This window comes from Rhodococcus sp. MS16, from assembly GCF_013277795.1.
In the GTDB taxonomy this organism is placed as follows: Bacteria; Actinomycetota; Actinomycetes; order Mycobacteriales; family Mycobacteriaceae; genus Rhodococcus_F; species Rhodococcus_F globerula.
The window spans coordinates 611,627-627,106 of record NZ_VBTM01000004.1 but is presented as its reverse complement, the minus strand read 5'-3'; the positions used below and the strand labels follow the sequence as shown (position 1 = coordinate 627,106).

The window sequence follows — 15,480 nt, the reverse complement described above, 5'->3', positions numbered from 1 at the left end:
TCTCTCATCGTGGTGCGCACCTTCCGGTCGTCTGGTCGATCAGGTCGACCGTCATCGGTTTGCCGTCAGCCCCGTCGACTTTGAGCGCGATACCGCAGAGATAGAAGTTGAAGAAGGACCCGTAGGCACCAACTCGGATCAGTTGCCGATAGTTCGACGGCATCGACGCGAGGATTCGATCGAGCTCGCCTTGTTGCTCGACCAAAGGGTCCAAGCTCTGGTCGAGTTGCGACAGTGTGCCACTGATGTCGGGCCTGACCCCGGCCAGGAGATCTGCGAAAGTTTGTGCAGCGGTATCGATGCTCGTCACCGAAGTCCCGATCAGTTCCTTGTCCGACGCGAGTCCGCTGACCAGTTGTTGCAGATGGTCGAGTGTGTCGGTGAACTGTCCGCCTCGCCCACGTAGTTCACTCAATACGCCGTCAAGATTGTTGATGACCCGGCCGATGAGCACATCACGGTCGGCAAGTGTGTTGGTGATCGATCCGGTATGTGCGAGCACCGACGCCACTGTCCCCGACTGCCCTTGAAATACCTCGAGCAGCGACAGGGACAGCGCGTTGACCTGGGTCGGGTCGAGCGCCTGGAACAACGGTTTGAAGCCACCGAGCAGCGCGTCGAGGTCCAGCGCCGGCGCAGTCCTGGTGGTGGGGATGGTTGCACCTGCGGCCATAGGTTGCGCGGCGCCGGGACTGTCGAGCAATTCGAGATAGCGGTTGCCCACGAGGTCCTGATAACGCACTGCCGCCCGGGTCTGCTCCGTCAGGGTCTCCACCGAATCGACGCTGAATTTCACGTGAGCAAGGTGGTCGTCACCGAATTCGACGGCGCTCACCGTCCCTACGGGCACCCCGGCGATCCGTACCTTGTCGCCGGATTTCAGTCCGGACACATTGACGAATTGGGCTGCGTAACTGTGCTCGTCGCCTCCTCGCATCTGCCCGAAGACCAGCACGAGCCCAGCATTGACCAGCAACATCACCGCCACGAAGATGCCGAATTTGATGCCGTAGCCGCGCCGCTTCATCGAATCGCCGTTCCGAACAGGTAACTGAGCAGGTTCGGCATGTCGTTTATCGGCTGGCCGCCATTCCACTGACGTTCCGGTTCGAAAGGATTCACACCCGTGTCCGTCACCAGGTAGGGCGCGTTGACATTCGGATCGCGCAACGGAAGGCCCATGCACTGCGGTCCGCCGGTTGCCGCGACCTTCGGCAGATCTTCAGGATAGCGATACGGTTCGGTGCCTGCGATCAATCCGATCGACATCTTGATTCCCGGCTGCCCGTTGTACGCGCCGTCGCCGATTGCCTTGCTCTCCTCGAGTCCGTGGAACATGCATGGAATCACCGGCGAGTACTCCTCGAGAAGTTCGGTGGTTGGCCGCATGAGCGACAGGACGGTATCCACACCGTCGGCATTGGCGCCGAGGACATCTTCTCCGGTACGCGCCAACCCAATTACGTTGAGTAGCAGTAGATCCAGATTCTCTTGCTCGTCGAGGACGGTGGTGCCGGTGACAGTGAGCGAGCCGAGGGTGTCCATCAGATCCAGCACAGCCGCCCGATATGTCCCGGACACTACCGGAAGGTCTGTGAGAACCTCGTCGAAAGCGTCACCGGCACTGTTGAATTCGGACAGCGACGCGTCGGCCTTCCCGAGTGCGGCGCCCAACCTCTCCCCGCGACCTTGCAACGCGGCGGAAATCGCCCCAAGCGTCTGATCGAGTTTTCCGGGATCAACTGTCCGCAGGACGGCCGTCAACTTCTCGAACACGGTATCGATTTCGACGGTCACGTGATTCGCGTCGATGGTGGCGCCAGCGGTCAATCGCTCGGCGCTCGGATCCGCAGGCGCCGACATACTGACGAACTTCGCGCCGAAGGCGGTGTTCGAGGTGATCGCGACATCGACGTTGGCGGGAATCGACTCGAGTGCATCGGGATCGAGAAGGATGGACAACGTCGCGGTGGAATCGTCGGCCGGCGCGATCGACTCGACGGACCCGACGGTGACACCGGCCATCTTCACTCGCGCACCCGGATCCATCACAAGGCCGGCCCGCTCGGCAACAATTGTTATCGGAACGCGGGTGGTGAACGACTGATTGAACGACGCGACCGCCAGCGCCACGACGGCAACAATCGCGCACGCCAAGCCTAATGCCGCAAGCTTGTATCCGTATCTCTCCACTCGCTCTCCCTATCCGGACAAGTTGAAGTTGCCGGAACCGCCGTACAGCGCCAGCGAGACCAGAAGGGTCACCGCCACAACACAAATCAGTGACAGACGGACGCCGCGCCCGACAGCTGTGCCCACCCCCGAGGGTCCGCCTACAGCGCTGTAGCCGTAGTACGTGTGAATCAGCATGACCAGCAACGCCATCACCAGTACCTGCACAAAGGACCAGGCGACGTCGACCGGATCGAGAAAGGTGGTGAAGTAGTGGTCGTAGAGCCCGGACGATTGACCGAACAGCACCACCGTGGTGAAACGTCCCGCGAGGAACGATCCGACGAGCGCCAACGAGTACAGCGGCAGAATGGCGAGCATCCCGGCCACGATGCGCGTACTCACCACGTACGGAACAGAACTGATCGCCATCGCTTCGAGTGCGTCGATTTCTTCACTGATGCGCATCGCACCGATCTGCGCCGTCGAGCCGGCGCCGATCGTTGCGGACAGCCCGATTCCCGCGATGACCGGCGCGGCGATGCGCACGTTGATGAACGCGGAGAAGAACCCGGTGAGTGCCTCGACGCCGATGTTTCCGAGCGAACTGAAACCTTGAATCGCGATGGTTCCGCCTGACGCCAGCGTCAGGAACCCGACAACGGCGACGGTGCCGCCGATCAATGCCAACGCACCTGTTCCCATGCTGATCTCGGCGACCAGACGCAAGACTTCTTTCGGGTGTTTGCGCAGCGCCCAGGGAATGAAGGCAATAGCTCTGACGAAGAAGACCGCTTGCCGTCCGACATCGTCGACGGACCGCGACACACGTGCCATCCGCGCTCGGGTCGCCCCGAATTTTCCGAGTTCCGCCAGTGCCACGCCGCTCACCCCGCCGTCAGCCTGATGCCCACCGCAGTCACGATGGTATTGACCACGAAGAGCGCCATGAATGCGTAGACCACTGTCTCGTTGACAGCCTCGCCAACACCTTTCGGACCGCCACGGACGGACAGTCCCCGGTAACACGCGACCAGTCCGGCGAGCATGCCGAACAGTGCGGCCTTCACCATCGACAAGGCAACTTCGGGTAATCCGGTGAGCAACGTGATGCCGTCGACAAACGCACCGGGATTCACGCCTTGGAGGAACACCGAGAAGATGTAGCCGCCGGTGATGCCGATGACGCACACAAGTCCATTAAGCAGCAACGCAACCACCGTCGACGCGACAACCCGGGGAATCACCAGCCGATTGATCGGATCGATCCCGAGCACTTCCATCGCGTCGATCTCCTCGCGAATGGTCCGCGAACCGAGATCTGCGGCAATGGCGGTGGCGCCGGCGCCCGCCACGATGAGGACAGTGACCACTGGCCCGACCTGGGTGACGGCGCCGAGTGCCGCCCCGGCTCCGCTGAGGTCGGCAGCACCGATCTCGCGCAGCAGGATGTTGAGAGTGAAGCTCACCAGAACCGTGAACGGCACTGCCACCAGAACCGTCGGTACCAGCGACACCCGCGCGATCATCCAACTCTGTTCGAGAAACTCCTGCACCTGAAAGCGTGTGCGTACCAGTCCCACCGCAACATCGGCACCCATTTTGTAGAACTGACCGAGTTGACGCATCGGCGCTGCCAGCGAGACCCGCCCGGTGTACACGGTTCAGTGCTCCACGGGACACGAGGCGTTGTTGCCGTAATCGACCCTGAATTCCTTGATCCCGTTGATCCACCCTGATGCCAACCGGCTGGGATCACCAAGTTTGCTGATGTCCGGCATGTGGTCGGCGATCTTGTTGAAAATCAGGTCGATCTCCATCCGGGCCAGGTTGGCGCCGACGCAGTAGTGTGGCCCGGTACCACCAAAAGCCAAGTGCGGATTGGGATCACGAAGAATGTCGAATACGTCCGGGTTCTCGAACGCAGATTCGTCGAAGTTCGCCGATCCATACAGGAGCACAACACGCTGCCCCTTCTTGATCGGAGTTCCGGCAATCTGAGTGTCCACCAACGCCGTACGTTGGAATGACGTCAGCGGCGACGCCCAGCGAATTATCTCGTCGGCCGCCGTGCGTGGACGCTCACGCTTGTACAGTTCCCATTGATCCGGGTACGCCAGAAACGCCATCATCCCGAGTGTTGTTGCATTGCGTGTTGTCTCGTTGCCCGCAACCGCCAACATGATGACAAAGAAGCCGAACTGTTCCGGCGTGAGAGCCTCACCGTCCACGTTCGCCTGGACCAATCGCGAAATGATGTCGTCGAGCGGTTCGTCGCGACGAGCCTCGGCAAGCTGATACGCGTACCCGAGTATCTGCGCCGACGCCATTCTAGACTCCCCGGCCATCGATTCGTCGTCGTATCCGGTCATCTGATTCGACCATTCGTAGAGCTGGCGTCGAGCCTCCTGCGGAACTCCGATGAGGTCCGAGATCGCCTGCATCGGTAGCTCACTGGCAACCTGCTGGACAAAATCACCGGAACCCGACGCCGCCGCGGATTTCGCAATCTCTTCGGCTCGCTCTTCGAGCCCGGCTCGCATCGCTTCGACGGACCTGGGTGTGAACAATCGCGCCACCAACTTGCGCAACTGGGTATGTTCGGGCGCGTCCTTGTTGATCAGAACGTATTTACTGACTTCCAGTTCTTCGGCGGTGATGTTGTCTTCATGGCGTGGGACGCACCCGTTGACGTTGTTGGAGAACTCCTCCGAACGCAGCGACACGTCACGCACGTCGGCGTGCCGCGACACTACCCAGGCGCCACCGTCGTGGAAACCGCCGGTTCCCGGTTCCTGCGCGTTCCACCACACCGGAGCGCAGCGGCGTAGTTCCGCGAACTCGGCAAGGGGAACACGCTTGCCGTACATCTGAGGGTCGGTGACATCGAAGCCGTCGGGAAGGTTCAGCTCGGGCATTTCGGTTGCTCCTCTTGCAGGCAAGGCGCCGCGCGCGCCGAGGCGGACTAATCGATGCGGTGAACCGGCTCCTGACCGAGGGCGTACTCCTTCGCCCAGCGGTAGTCGGGTTTTCCGCTTGGCGCTCGCACCACCTCGGACGCAATCCAGAACGCACGCGGAATCTTGTACCCGGCAAGCTGGCTCCGAGTGTGTTTCTCGATCGACTCGAAATCCGGAACAACACCATCGCGCACCCTGACCACGGCCGAGACTCGGCTTCCCCAGCGTTCGTCCGGCAGCCCGATGACGGTGGCGTCGTAGATATCCGGATGGGCCTTGACGACGGCCTCGACCTCTTCGACGAATACTTTCTCGCCGCCGGTATTGACCACCATGTTGCCCCGGCCGAGCAGCGTGATGGAACCGTCGTCCTCGATCCGGGCGCGGTCTCCGGTGACCACTGCCCGTCCGCCGTCCACCGTTCGGAAGATTTCCGCCGACTTCACCGGATCCTTGTAGTAGCCGAGTGGGACGTTGCCGAGTTTTGCCAGCCACCCCTCGGCGCCGGAACCCGGTGGCAGAATCCGGTTGTCATCGTCGACTACCACCGTGAACCGGTTGGAACCCACCCTGGGTCCACCGTGCTGCTTCAACCCTTTGGCTGCGAATCCGATACCGCCGAAGCCTGTTTCGGAAGAGCCCACCGAGTCGGAGATCATCAGATTCGGGAACACCTCGAAGAAGGCGTCCTTCACCGAACCGGAGAACAGCGCCGCCCCGGACGCGAGAACCGCCAAGCTGGACGCATCTGGTTGTAGTTCGCGGTGCGCTTCCACCAAAGGCCGCCCCATTGCGTCACCGGTGATCACCATGACCTGTGGCCGGTATTCGGCAACAACTTTCCAGACGTGTGCCGCATCGAACCGTGGTTCGAAGATCACGGTGTTGCCTGAGAACAGTGCGTTGAACGTCGGCATCAAGGCCGACGTGTGGATGAGCGGTGGCAGCATGCACCATCGCATAGGTTCTGCAGCCGCTGCGCCGCCACGGGATTGTTGGTACTCGTCGGCAATCGGCTCACCCGTGTAGAAATCATAGCCACCGGCCAGAACTCGCCAGATGTCCTCTTGACGCCACACCACGCCCTTGGGTCGTCCGGTGGTTCCGCCCGTGTAGAGAATGTACGGGTCGTCTCCGCTCCGCTCGTCGAACGCGTCACTACCGGTGCGTTCCGGAGATTGCGGCGACAGCGCGTTCTCGTACGCGACCGCGCCTGGCACGGGCGGTTCGGCACCCGATGCAAGCTCGTCCGGCACCACCACAGCGTGCTTCACCCGAGGCGTGGATTCCAGGGCCTCGGCGACGCGAGCGGAGTACCCCCGATGGAACACGAGTGCCTCGAGATCGGCGTTGTCGTAGAGGTACACCAACTCGTCGGTGGTGTACCGATAGTTCACGGTGATCGGAACGGCGCGAACCTTGAACGATGCGAGGACCGCAACCATCGTCTCGATCGAATTGTGCATCTGAATTCCGATATGGGTGCCGTGCCCGAAACCCAACGACAGGAAATGATGTGCCAGACGGTTGGCCCGCGAGTCGAGTTCGCGGTACGTCACTTCCTCCCCCGACACGATCAGCGCTCGTCGATCAGGCATCGCATCGACGGAATGCTCGAAAAGGTCTGCAAACGTGTAGGCCATGAACGATCCTTTTCAGGGTCAGCCACTCAAACCACGAAGAGAGGCAACGGAATTCCACGATCTTCGAAAGCAAATGCTGCGCCGCTGCTCACTTTGGTGATGGCGACCTCGACACATTCCGGCGCAGCCTCCGCCGTCGTATCGACCGTGATCAAAAGCCCGGCCTCGGAATCGTCGAGCACCCGGGCTGTGAAATGTGGATTCACGCCGCGTACCAGTGCCTGAAGCGGATCCAGATGCTCACCGTCGATCAGAGTGGGCCAGCCACCGTCGGCGTCAACCAGGCCGGTCCGCGAAATCAAGATCTCGAGACTCTCTCCATCCCAGCGAATTTCACGCTCGACATATTGCTTCGGATTGAGCAACGGATGTAGCTCCAGCACCACCGACAGGCCTTCCAGATCCGGCGGCAGACCCAATGCGTCGCGGATGCGCTGCGAAGCGACGCCTGCAATTCCGGTGAGTTGTTTGAGCGTAATTTCTCGAGCTTTGTCCGCACTACTGCGCCCGCGCACCGCGAGCAGAAACCCCAGCGCAAGTAGGTGGTGTTGCAGGCACACTTCCTGCGCGATACGAACCAGCGCTGACTGGGAGAAGTCGGAGAAACGCAGATCCGAGAGCAGCGGTCCCGAGTAGTCGGCCGCCCCGTCGTCGCTGCCGTCGATCGGACTCAACTCAACCGACACCGCAGCAGTCCGGCCGATCTGCTCGGTGTGGGCCGTCATGACGGGCGGGACATGCGACGGGTCGATTACGACTGTCCACGCACAGTGTGGGTGCCTGTCAGCAGGTTTGCGCGGCGGCCGATGGATCGGACGGATCTGCGCATGCGCATTGGTTGCTATCGCCGTCGCGTCGAACGTCGGGTCTTCGATGTCATGACACATGGTGGTGACGAACTCGTCCCCCAGCGGTTCGACGTCGGTCAGAGCGCCACAATGGTCGAGCCAGAACTCACCGTGTTGCGGGTCGTCGACGCGATAGCGGAAATCCATGAACTGCGGCGGGGCCCCGATGTCGAGTTGCAGTCCTTTGAAAATGGTCACGACGTCGTCACCCTCGTACCGCAGCGCCTTCTGCATCCGGCGGGTGTACCAAGGACTGGCGGATTCCCACTCCGCGATCGCAACCTCCGCCATGCCTTCGCGCCCGTACTCCACGATCAGGTGCGCCATCCCGGATCTGTCGATCAGCTGACCACAGAGCAGGAGTTCTGGCACCAACACAGCAAGGTCGCCGCGCGAGAGCGTCTCGAAGGACCCACCGACAGTCACCGGACTCACCACAGTGGAACCGGCGAGGTACCCGCGCGATACCAGCCTGGGAGTGGTTCGCCGGAGATCGATCGCTGAATGCGTGCCTGCATACCTTTGGACAGCGCGTTGTTCTGGATCATCTCCATGAACAGTGCCGAGACGTTTCCGAAGTCGAAGAAGTCACGCTGCCAGGACCATTGGAAATTTCCGCCGTACCGGAACCAACTACCGCCGATGCCGTAGACGGAGTAGTTACTGCCGTCGTCTCGTTTGGCGTCGGAGATCTGTTTCCACAGTCCGATGACGTTGCCACTGCGCTCGTCGATCACAAAGTCCTGATAGGGATACTCCCAGCCTTCGAGGCCGTTCATCTCGAGACCTAGCGCGACGGTGCGGATCTCTTCCCGACCGATCGCCATGAAATCCTGTTTGGGGCCGTAGTTCCAGCCGTAGGTCGCGTCCTCGGTGTACATGTCCGCCAACGGCTTCCAGTCGCCGGCGGCCTCGGCCTTCTTGTTCGCGTCAATCCAGCGTTGCACCATGTCGTCGAGCTCGGCGCGGTCGAATCCGGTCATGTGAACCTCTCCCTGGTCAGTCCTCGACAATTTTCAGTGCGCCTGTCGGGCAGTAACGCACTGCCATTTCCACCTCGTGTCGCTGCTCGTCCGGCAGCGGCTGATCGGACACTTCGACCTTGCCCCTTTTCGGAACCACAAAAACGTCCGGCGCTTCCAATTCGCAGGCGGCGTGGCCCTGACACAGATCCAGGTCGACTTCGACACGCATGACTCACGCTCCCCTGCCAGTATCGGATCGACTGCCTGTACCGGTTCGCCGCCGATATCTGACCGAGCACGGCTGCTCCAATTGCACAACCATCTTGCTGTGATCGTTGCGATAGCTTTCCGACGGTTGGGTCATCTCGAATTCGTAGTCGCGCAGCAGAATCGAAAAGATCGCCTTGAGCTGCATTTGGGCAAACGCCGCGCCGACGCACCGATGCCTGCCCGCTCCGAACGGAATCCACGTCCATCGATTGACGATGTCTTCCTGACGTGGATCGATGTAGCGGCCCGGATCGAATTCGTCGGGATTCGGGAAGTCTTCGGGAATGCGATTGGAAATTGCCGGGGTGGCCGCCACCAGATCACCTTCGCGAATTTCGAAACCACCTACCTCGAAGTCGCCGCGCGCCACCCGCAGCAAGATAATCAGCGGCGGATGCAGTCGCAGTGTTTCCTTCACCACGGCTTCGAGAACCGGGATCTGGCGCAGCGCGTGAAAACTGATGTCGGCACCGTCTGCGTACAAACTGTCGAGTTCCTCGACGACGTCGGCCATGACGACGGGATGGCGTAACAATTCGATCAACGACCACGCCGCGGTCCCGGATGTCGTGTGGTGACCGGCAAACATCATCGAAATGAAAATTCCGGTGATCTCGTCCGCACTGAAGCGCAGCTCACCGTTCTCGTCCTTGACCGAAACCAGGATGTCGAGCATGTCCCGGTCGTCCTTGCCATGGGGAGGATTCGCAATCCGCCCGTTCATGATCTCCTGAACCAGCGCAACCAAAGCCAGTCTCGCTTCGTCGCGTCGGCGAAAGCTCTCGATCGGCGCATACGGATCGACAAAGGCAAGCGCGTCGGTGCCCTGTTCCAGTTCGTGATAGAGCTTGGCAAAACTGTCGTCGAGTTCGTCGCGGAATTTCTTTCCGATCAGGCAGGCCGACGACGTGTAGATGGTTAACTCGGCGAAGAAATCGAGCAGATCAATCTCGCCCTCGTCGCCCCACTCTGCCACCAACGCTTCGACTTCCGTGCCGATTGTCGAAGCATGGCCTTTCATCTGCTCGCCGCGCAGTGCCGAGTTGTGCAGCATTTCCTTGCGCCGCTCAGGACTGGCGTCGAACACCACCCCCTCACCGAAGATCGGCTTCATGAACGGGTACGCAGCTTGCTGGTCGAGGTCCTCGTCAGTCGAACGGAAGAAGAATTCGTTTGCCTCGGCGCCGGACAGCAGGATCACCGTGCGATCGGCTAGTTGGAAGGCTCCCACGTCGCCGCACTCGTCGCGGACCCGGCGCATCAATGCGATCGGATCGGTACGCAGTTCTTCGAGATGACCGTGTTCGAGTTCGCCGCCGGACACCCGCGGGGGCTGCGGCAGCGTGCGCGGATTCTCCTGTACGCCGTGAGTCATGTCGTCTCCTGCGAAGTGTGAGTAGGACGAGGATTGAGTGGAGCTTCCGGCTGAACCTCCACCAGAACGAGGTGCGCACCTCGGGGAGCGGTCACGACGGCAACGATGGCGTTTGCGATATCGGACGGCCGCAGCATGTAGCCGTGTCGCGCGAAGCCCCACCTGGCCCACGATTCGCCGACGGGGCCGATGATCTCCGGCGTCGTGTCCATTCCCATCCCGGTCAACGTCGGTCCAGGCCTCACGATCGAGGCGCGAATGCCCGTGCCTTCGAGTTCCATTCGCATCTGACGCCCCATTGCTTCGAGGCCGGCTTTCGACGCGTCGTAAGCACCCATGAGCGGACGTTGCCGGTCGGCGCAATCCGAACCGATCAGCACAAAATCACCCCGTTGCCGCTCCCTCATGCCGGGCAGGATTCGGTGAGCGAGCCGTTGTGCACCGACAAGATGGACCTCGACCTGACGCAAGAACCGTTCGGGTTCCATTTGATCGGCGGCACCGAATTCGAGATCACCGGCACCCGATACGACGATTTCCACTGGCCCCATCGCTTTTTCGGCGGCAGTGACACACGCATCCACCGAGCTGCCGTCAGTGACGTCGAGGAAATGTGCCATGGCTTCGCCGCCGTTGCTGCGGATCTTTTCGGCAATCGCCTCGCACTCGGCTTCCCGCCTCGCTCCGAGGACGACTGGGTGACCGAGCTCCGACAGGGCATAGGCCGCCGCGGTGCCGATACCCGACGATGCGCCGCTGATCAAAGCGGTCCGCCGGGCCGGGTTGGGTTCGAAACGAGGCATCAGCGCACCTGCACCTTCACCGGCAGGGCAGCGAAGCCCCGCACATTTGTCGAATGGACTCTCTCGATACCCGCCTCGTCCACCTCGTAATCGCGCACGTGGCGGGCAAATTCGGCAAGAGCGATCTTCGCTTCGAGCCGCGCCAGGTGAGCGCCGAGGCAAAAGTGAACGCCCGCACCGAAACTCGCCAACTTGTTGGCAGAATTACGTCCGAGGCGAAACGCGTCTGCATCGTCGAAGACGTCCGGATCTCGATTGGCCGAACCGATCAGGAGCAGCATCTTCTCCCCCGCCGGAACCGTAGTGCCGTAGTACTCGAGATCGACAGTGGTCGTGCGAGCCACGATCTGACTCGACGTGTCGTAGCGCAGCGTTTCGTCCACCCACTCCGCTGACAGATCCGGATCACGAAGAACCGCCGCAATCTCGTTGCGATTGTGCGAGCCCCAGTACAGGGCGTTTCCGAGAAGTTTGGTGGTGGTTTCGTTTCCGGCAACGACCATCAGAAACATGAAGCCCAGAATCTCGGCATCCGACAGTTTGTCTCCGTCGATTTCGGCATCGAGCAGCGCTGATGTCAAATCGCCGGTTGGTGAACGACGACGCTCGGCGATCATGTCCTTGTAGTAGTTCATGAGGCTGATCGACGCTTCCACCGCAGCCGGCGGTACGTCGAGGACGCCGTCTTCGCGGTGCACAACCAGATCTGCTTTTCTCCGCAGTTCCGCGCGATCCGGTTCCGGAACGCCCATCAACTCGGAGATCACGTCCATCGGCAATTTGCCGGCCACTTCGGATATCCAGTCGAATTCCCCAGTGGCAAGTGCCGGAGTCAGGTGCGCCGTGGTGAGCTCGAGTATCCGCGAGTCCAGTTCGGCAACACGGCGGGGTGTGAAACCGCGAGACACCAACTGCCGCAGACGCATATGCCGCGGATCGTCCATGGCAAGAAAGGACATCACGTAATGCGCATGGGGCCCGTATGCTGCCGGGTCGAGCGAAACCCCGTTCGCACTCGAGAGTCGCTTGTTGTCCTTGAATGCACTCAGAACGTCCGAATACCGTGACAGCGCCCAGAATCCGACGTCGTCGTTGTGGTAGATCGGAGCTTCATTCCGCAATCGCGCGTAGGTCGGATACGGGTCGTCGTGAAAGTGGTAGTCGTACGGATTGAACACCACCGGTTCGATCAATGCTTCGGTCATGGATGCTCCAAGATCAGTCGTGCGGAAGCCTCCAGGCGTCCGGCAATGTACTCGTAAGTCCCATATCCCATTCCGGCCCGCAAAAGTGCTCCGGCATACAGCATTTCAATTGCCTCGATCCGATGTGGATTTACTACCGGATCCATTGCCGCAACCAACCTGCTGTGAATCTCGAATCCGATCCGGTCGCGAAGATGCTCAACCTCAGGATCGGTGCCCAGCAATGCATTGGTCACGGCCGCCGACACCTGCGGTTCATCGGCCAGCAGCAACGCAATGTTGCGCAGTACGGCCAACACTCGGGCGGTGGGGTCCGAACCGGTGCCGTCCGAGCTCGGGAACGCTCGCAACCGGCGCCAGAAGACCTCGGCAACAAGATGCTCCTTCGACGAGAAGTAGGTATAGGCGGTTGCTGCTCCCACCCCGGCCTCGGCAGCGACGGCGCGCACAGTCAAACCGGAATATTCATGCTCACGGAGCACGACAACGGCGGCTTCGGTGAGCTTGGAGACGGTGTCTGCCTGCTTACCGTTGAGGCGTCGGCGAGTCGATTCGTAACCATGACTGGACACATGTCTGGACGTTACTACAGGTACCTGTCCAGGGCAATGAATTCGAAATTTCAGTGTTAGCGAGCCAGTCATTCGCGCCGGTCACAGCCGAAAAGCGCACCTTAGAGGCCGATCTTCATACCGGCGCCCGCATCAACCCGAAGCTGCTGACCCGTGACAAATCGCGACTCGTCCGACGACAAATACACCACCGCGTGCGAGATGTCCTCCGGTTCCACCCATGGCGTCGGCATCGCCTGCATGAAAGGAAACGTCACAGCGGCATCTTCCGCGGTCGGGTTCTCCAAATCCGGACGAAAGGTCCGATACATGGGCAAGCTCTGCAGCATGTTCGTGTTCACATTGGTCGGATGGATCGCATTGACCCGAATCGAACTCGGCCCCAGTGTCAATGCCAACGACATGGTGTACGTCTGAATCATCTTCTTGGCCAAGCCGTATCCGTCACCGCCAGGCCCTTGCAGCGCCTGTTGACCGTTGAATCCGGTCTGCGGAACCAGGCCGGCCACGGACCCGATAGCAATGATCGATCCGCCCTCCCCCAGGTATTCCAAACCCGCATGGACGGTGTTCACGACACCGAGAAAGTTCACGTCGAACGCGTCGACGAAGCCGGAATTGGAGACATGCTTACCCAGCGGACAGATCCCGGCATTGGCAACAACCACATGTAACCCGCCGAGCGTTTCCACGCCCTCTGCCAGGGCTTCTTCGACGCCGGCCCGATCTCGAACGTCCACCCTCGCTGCGACAACGCGGCGCCCGGTTTCCTTGACCAGCCTCGCGGTCTCATCCAAATCATCTTGGGTGGCCAGCGGGTACTCGTTGGTTGCGATGTCGGCGCAGATGTCGAACGCTATGACGTCCGCACCTTCCTGAGCTAGACGCACCGCATGACTGCGCCCCTGGCCACGGGCGGCGCCCGTCACCAGGACAACTTTTCCAGCAACTCTGTTCATCGGCCTACTCCTGCACTCGGATCGACACACGAAGGGAACCGCCCAGGCCCACAGCAGGACACCGGATCGGGGATATCTGGTGGAGAACCGTAGCGCCCGAACCGACTAACCAAGACAGTTTTCGAATTCTCGGTACCCAAATCGCTTATGCCCGAAACTCATTGCCATGGACGATTGTGTGAACTAGAGTCCAGACATATGTCCAGAAAGGAAGAGTTCACGCTATGAACCTTCGACCCACAGACAGTTCCGCCCTTCTTGTCGACGGCAAACTTGTTCCCGGTTCCGGCGGCACCTTCGACATACTCAATCCCGCCACCGAGGAAGTACTCGGTCAAGCGGCCGAAGGCACCTCCGTCGACATGGACGCCGCAATCGCCGCGGCCCGTCGCGCCTTCGACACCACCAATTGGTCTCGGAACCACACATTTCGCGCACACTGCCTTCGCCAACTCTGCGATGCTCTCGAGTCTCATATCGAAGAGCTGCGCGACATCACGATCGCCGAGGTCGGGGCACCGCGGATGTTGACCAGCGGCCCCCAACTCGAAGGACCGATCGACGACCTCCGATATTGGGCACAACTGATCGAATCCTATTCGTGGCAACAGGATCTCGGGAATGCCTCGCCGATGGGAGTCCCCACCCACCGTCAGCTACTCAAGGAAGCCGTCGGGGTGGTCGGTGCCATCACTCCGTGGAATTTTCCACACCAGATCAACTTCGCCAAACTGGGTCCGGCGCTCGCCGCCGGCAACACCATTGTTCTCAAACCGGCACCGGACACACCGTGGTGTGCCGCGTTGGTAGGCAAGGTGATCGCCGAGGAGACCGACATCCCCGCCGGCGTCGTCAACATCATCACCTCCACGGACCACTCGCTCGGCACACAACTGTGCGCCGACCCCCGTGTCGACCTGATCTCCTTCACCGGATCCACCGCGACCGGGCGTGCGGTGATGTCTACCGCGTCGAGCACCCTGAAAAAGGTGTTCCTCGAACTTGGCGGAAAATCTGCCTTCATCGTCCTCGACGATGCCGACATCAAATCCGCCAGTTCCGTCGCCGCATTCTCGGTGTGCGTCCACGCCGGGCAGGGCTGCGCTTTGAGCACGCGACTATTGGTGCCGCGCAGCCGATACGACGAAGCGCTTGCCGCCGCCACCCGGACCATGGCCGGCATTCGTGCTGCCGATCCGTCGATACCGGGAACCATCTGCGGACCGCTGAGCTCCGCACGCCAACGCGAACGCGTCGAAGGCTATCTGAAGCTGGCCCAGGACGAAGGGGGCACCGTGGTCACCGGCGGCGGCCGACCGGACGATCAACCGCGCGGATACTTCATCGAGCCCACTTTGATTGCGGGACTGGAAAACTCGTCACGGGTCGCCCAAGAAGAGATATTCGGTCCGGTACTGGTGATCATTCCGTTCGACGATGACGACGATGCCATCCGCATCGCCAACGACTCTCCGTACGGCCTGTCAGGTTCGGTGTGGGGCACCGATCCCGATCGCGTCAACCGCGTCGTCGCTGGTGTACGCACCGGAACTTTGAGCGTTAACGGTGGAGTGTGGTATTCCGCCGATGCCCCGTTCGGCGGCTACAAGCAATCCGGAATCGGCCGAGAGATGGGCCTCGCCGGTTTCGAGGAATACCTCGAGACAAAGCTCGTCGCATCCCCCGCATAAGCACCTCACACACATCC

The 15,480-nt window shown here is 60.9% G+C and carries 15 protein-coding genes; 1 reads left to right on the top strand and 14 read right to left on the bottom strand.

Going from position 1 to position 15,480, the window contains the following annotated elements; all coding sequences use genetic code 11:
* Nucleotides 1–4: 4 nt before the first annotated feature.
* From FEZ60_RS12360 to FEZ60_RS12295, 14 genes are all read right to left on the bottom strand, one after another.
* The gene (locus FEZ60_RS12360) at nucleotides 5–1,027 is read right to left on the bottom strand and encodes an MlaD family protein (RefSeq protein ID WP_095886431.1); all 1,023 of its coding nucleotides are present in this window, start codon (nucleotides 1,025–1,027) and stop codon (nucleotides 5–7) included.
* Nucleotides 1,024–2,193, bottom strand: a complete 1,170-nt coding sequence (locus FEZ60_RS12355; RefSeq protein ID WP_095886432.1) for an MCE family protein — start codon at nucleotides 2,191–2,193, stop codon at nucleotides 1,024–1,026. The genes FEZ60_RS12360 and FEZ60_RS12355 overlap by 4 nt, the downstream gene beginning before the upstream one ends.
* A gap of 9 nt (nucleotides 2,194–2,202) precedes the next feature.
* The gene (locus FEZ60_RS12350) at nucleotides 2,203–3,054 is read right to left on the bottom strand and encodes an ABC transporter permease (protein WP_045071047.1); all 852 of its coding nucleotides are present in this window, start codon (nucleotides 3,052–3,054) and stop codon (nucleotides 2,203–2,205) included.
* Between the two features lie 5 nt (nucleotides 3,055–3,059).
* The gene (locus tag FEZ60_RS12345; protein WP_045071049.1) at nucleotides 3,060–3,800 is read right to left on the bottom strand and encodes an ABC transporter permease; all 741 of its coding nucleotides are present in this window, start codon (nucleotides 3,798–3,800) and stop codon (nucleotides 3,060–3,062) included.
* A 36-nt stretch (nucleotides 3,801–3,836) separates the two neighbouring features.
* Nucleotides 3,837–5,090 carry a cytochrome P450 gene (locus FEZ60_RS12340; protein WP_172936174.1) on the bottom strand — a complete coding sequence of 418 codons (1,254 nt, stop codon included), beginning with the start codon at nucleotides 5,088–5,090 and terminating at the stop codon, nucleotides 3,837–3,839.
* Between the two features lie 47 nt (nucleotides 5,091–5,137).
* Nucleotides 5,138–6,775 (bottom strand): acyl-CoA synthetase, encoded by a 1,638-nt coding sequence (locus FEZ60_RS12335; protein ID WP_033230869.1) that lies wholly within the window; start codon nucleotides 6,773–6,775, stop codon nucleotides 5,138–5,140.
* Between the two features lie 26 nt (nucleotides 6,776–6,801).
* Nucleotides 6,802–8,061 (bottom strand): hypothetical protein, encoded by a 1,260-nt coding sequence (locus tag FEZ60_RS12330; protein ID WP_033230870.1) that lies wholly within the window; start codon nucleotides 8,059–8,061, stop codon nucleotides 6,802–6,804.
* Nucleotides 8,055–8,606, bottom strand: a complete 552-nt coding sequence (locus FEZ60_RS12325; protein WP_045070097.1) for a hypothetical protein — start codon at nucleotides 8,604–8,606, stop codon at nucleotides 8,055–8,057. The genes FEZ60_RS12330 and FEZ60_RS12325 overlap by 7 nt, the downstream gene beginning before the upstream one ends.
* Before the next feature lie 16 nt (nucleotides 8,607–8,622).
* A complete protein-coding gene (locus FEZ60_RS12320) occupies nucleotides 8,623–8,817 on the bottom strand; it encodes a ferredoxin (RefSeq protein WP_045070099.1) in 195 nt (64 codons plus the stop codon).
* A 3-nt stretch (nucleotides 8,818–8,820) separates the two neighbouring features.
* The gene (locus tag FEZ60_RS12315; RefSeq protein ID WP_172936173.1) at nucleotides 8,821–10,233 is read right to left on the bottom strand and encodes a cytochrome P450; all 1,413 of its coding nucleotides are present in this window, start codon (nucleotides 10,231–10,233) and stop codon (nucleotides 8,821–8,823) included.
* Nucleotides 10,230–11,036, bottom strand: coding sequence for an SDR family oxidoreductase (locus FEZ60_RS12310; RefSeq protein WP_033230874.1), 807 nt, complete (start codon nucleotides 11,034–11,036; stop codon nucleotides 10,230–10,232). Before FEZ60_RS12310 ends, FEZ60_RS12315 begins: the two co-directional genes overlap by 4 nt.
* Nucleotides 11,036–12,241 carry a cytochrome P450 gene (locus FEZ60_RS12305; protein ID WP_172936172.1) on the bottom strand — a complete coding sequence of 402 codons (1,206 nt, stop codon included), beginning with the start codon at nucleotides 12,239–12,241 and terminating at the stop codon, nucleotides 11,036–11,038. The genes FEZ60_RS12310 and FEZ60_RS12305 overlap by 1 nt, the downstream gene beginning before the upstream one ends.
* Nucleotides 12,238–12,813, bottom strand: coding sequence for a TetR family transcriptional regulator (locus tag FEZ60_RS12300; protein WP_033230876.1), 576 nt, complete (start codon nucleotides 12,811–12,813; stop codon nucleotides 12,238–12,240). The genes FEZ60_RS12305 and FEZ60_RS12300 overlap by 4 nt, the downstream gene beginning before the upstream one ends.
* A 101-nt stretch (nucleotides 12,814–12,914) precedes the next feature.
* A complete protein-coding gene (locus tag FEZ60_RS12295) occupies nucleotides 12,915–13,772 on the bottom strand; it encodes a mycofactocin-coupled SDR family oxidoreductase (RefSeq protein ID WP_092800368.1) in 858 nt (285 codons plus the stop codon).
* A gap of 224 nt (nucleotides 13,773–13,996) precedes the next feature.
* Here FEZ60_RS12295 and FEZ60_RS12290 point away from each other — a divergent pair, with 224 nt between their 5' ends.
* Nucleotides 13,997–15,463, top strand: coding sequence for an aldehyde dehydrogenase (locus FEZ60_RS12290; RefSeq protein WP_116101390.1), 1,467 nt, complete (start codon nucleotides 13,997–13,999; stop codon nucleotides 15,461–15,463).
* Nucleotides 15,464–15,480: the final 17 nt, after the last annotated feature.

Coding starts and splice junctions, on each gene's coding strand:
- FEZ60_RS12290 (WP_116101390.1), top strand. CDS start 13,997: ATGAACCTTCGACCCACAGACAGTTCCGCCCTTCTTGTCGACGGCAAA.
- FEZ60_RS12305 (WP_172936172.1), bottom strand. CDS start 12,241: ATGACCGAAGCATTGATCGAACCGGTGGTGTTCAATCCGTACGACTAC.
- FEZ60_RS12320 (WP_045070099.1), bottom strand. CDS start 8,817: ATGCGTGTCGAAGTCGACCTGGATCTGTGTCAGGGCCACGCCGCCTGC.
- FEZ60_RS12340 (WP_172936174.1), bottom strand. CDS start 5,090: ATGCCCGAGCTGAACCTTCCCGACGGCTTCGATGTCACCGACCCTCAG.
- FEZ60_RS12360 (WP_095886431.1), bottom strand. CDS start 1,027: ATGAAGCGGCGCGGCTACGGCATCAAATTCGGCATCTTCGTGGCGGTG.
- FEZ60_RS12325 (WP_045070097.1), bottom strand. CDS start 8,606: ATGACCGGATTCGACCGCGCCGAGCTCGACGACATGGTGCAACGCTGG.
- FEZ60_RS12335 (WP_033230869.1), bottom strand. CDS start 6,775: ATGGCCTACACGTTTGCAGACCTTTTCGAGCATTCCGTCGATGCGATG.
- FEZ60_RS12310 (WP_033230874.1), bottom strand. CDS start 11,036: ATGCCTCGTTTCGAACCCAACCCGGCCCGGCGGACCGCTTTGATCAGC.
- FEZ60_RS12295 (WP_092800368.1), bottom strand. CDS start 13,772: ATGAACAGAGTTGCTGGAAAAGTTGTCCTGGTGACGGGCGCCGCCCGT.
- FEZ60_RS12345 (WP_045071049.1), bottom strand. CDS start 3,800: ATGCGTCAACTCGGTCAGTTCTACAAAATGGGTGCCGATGTTGCGGTG.
- FEZ60_RS12315 (WP_172936173.1), bottom strand. CDS start 10,233: ATGACTCACGGCGTACAGGAGAATCCGCGCACGCTGCCGCAGCCCCCG.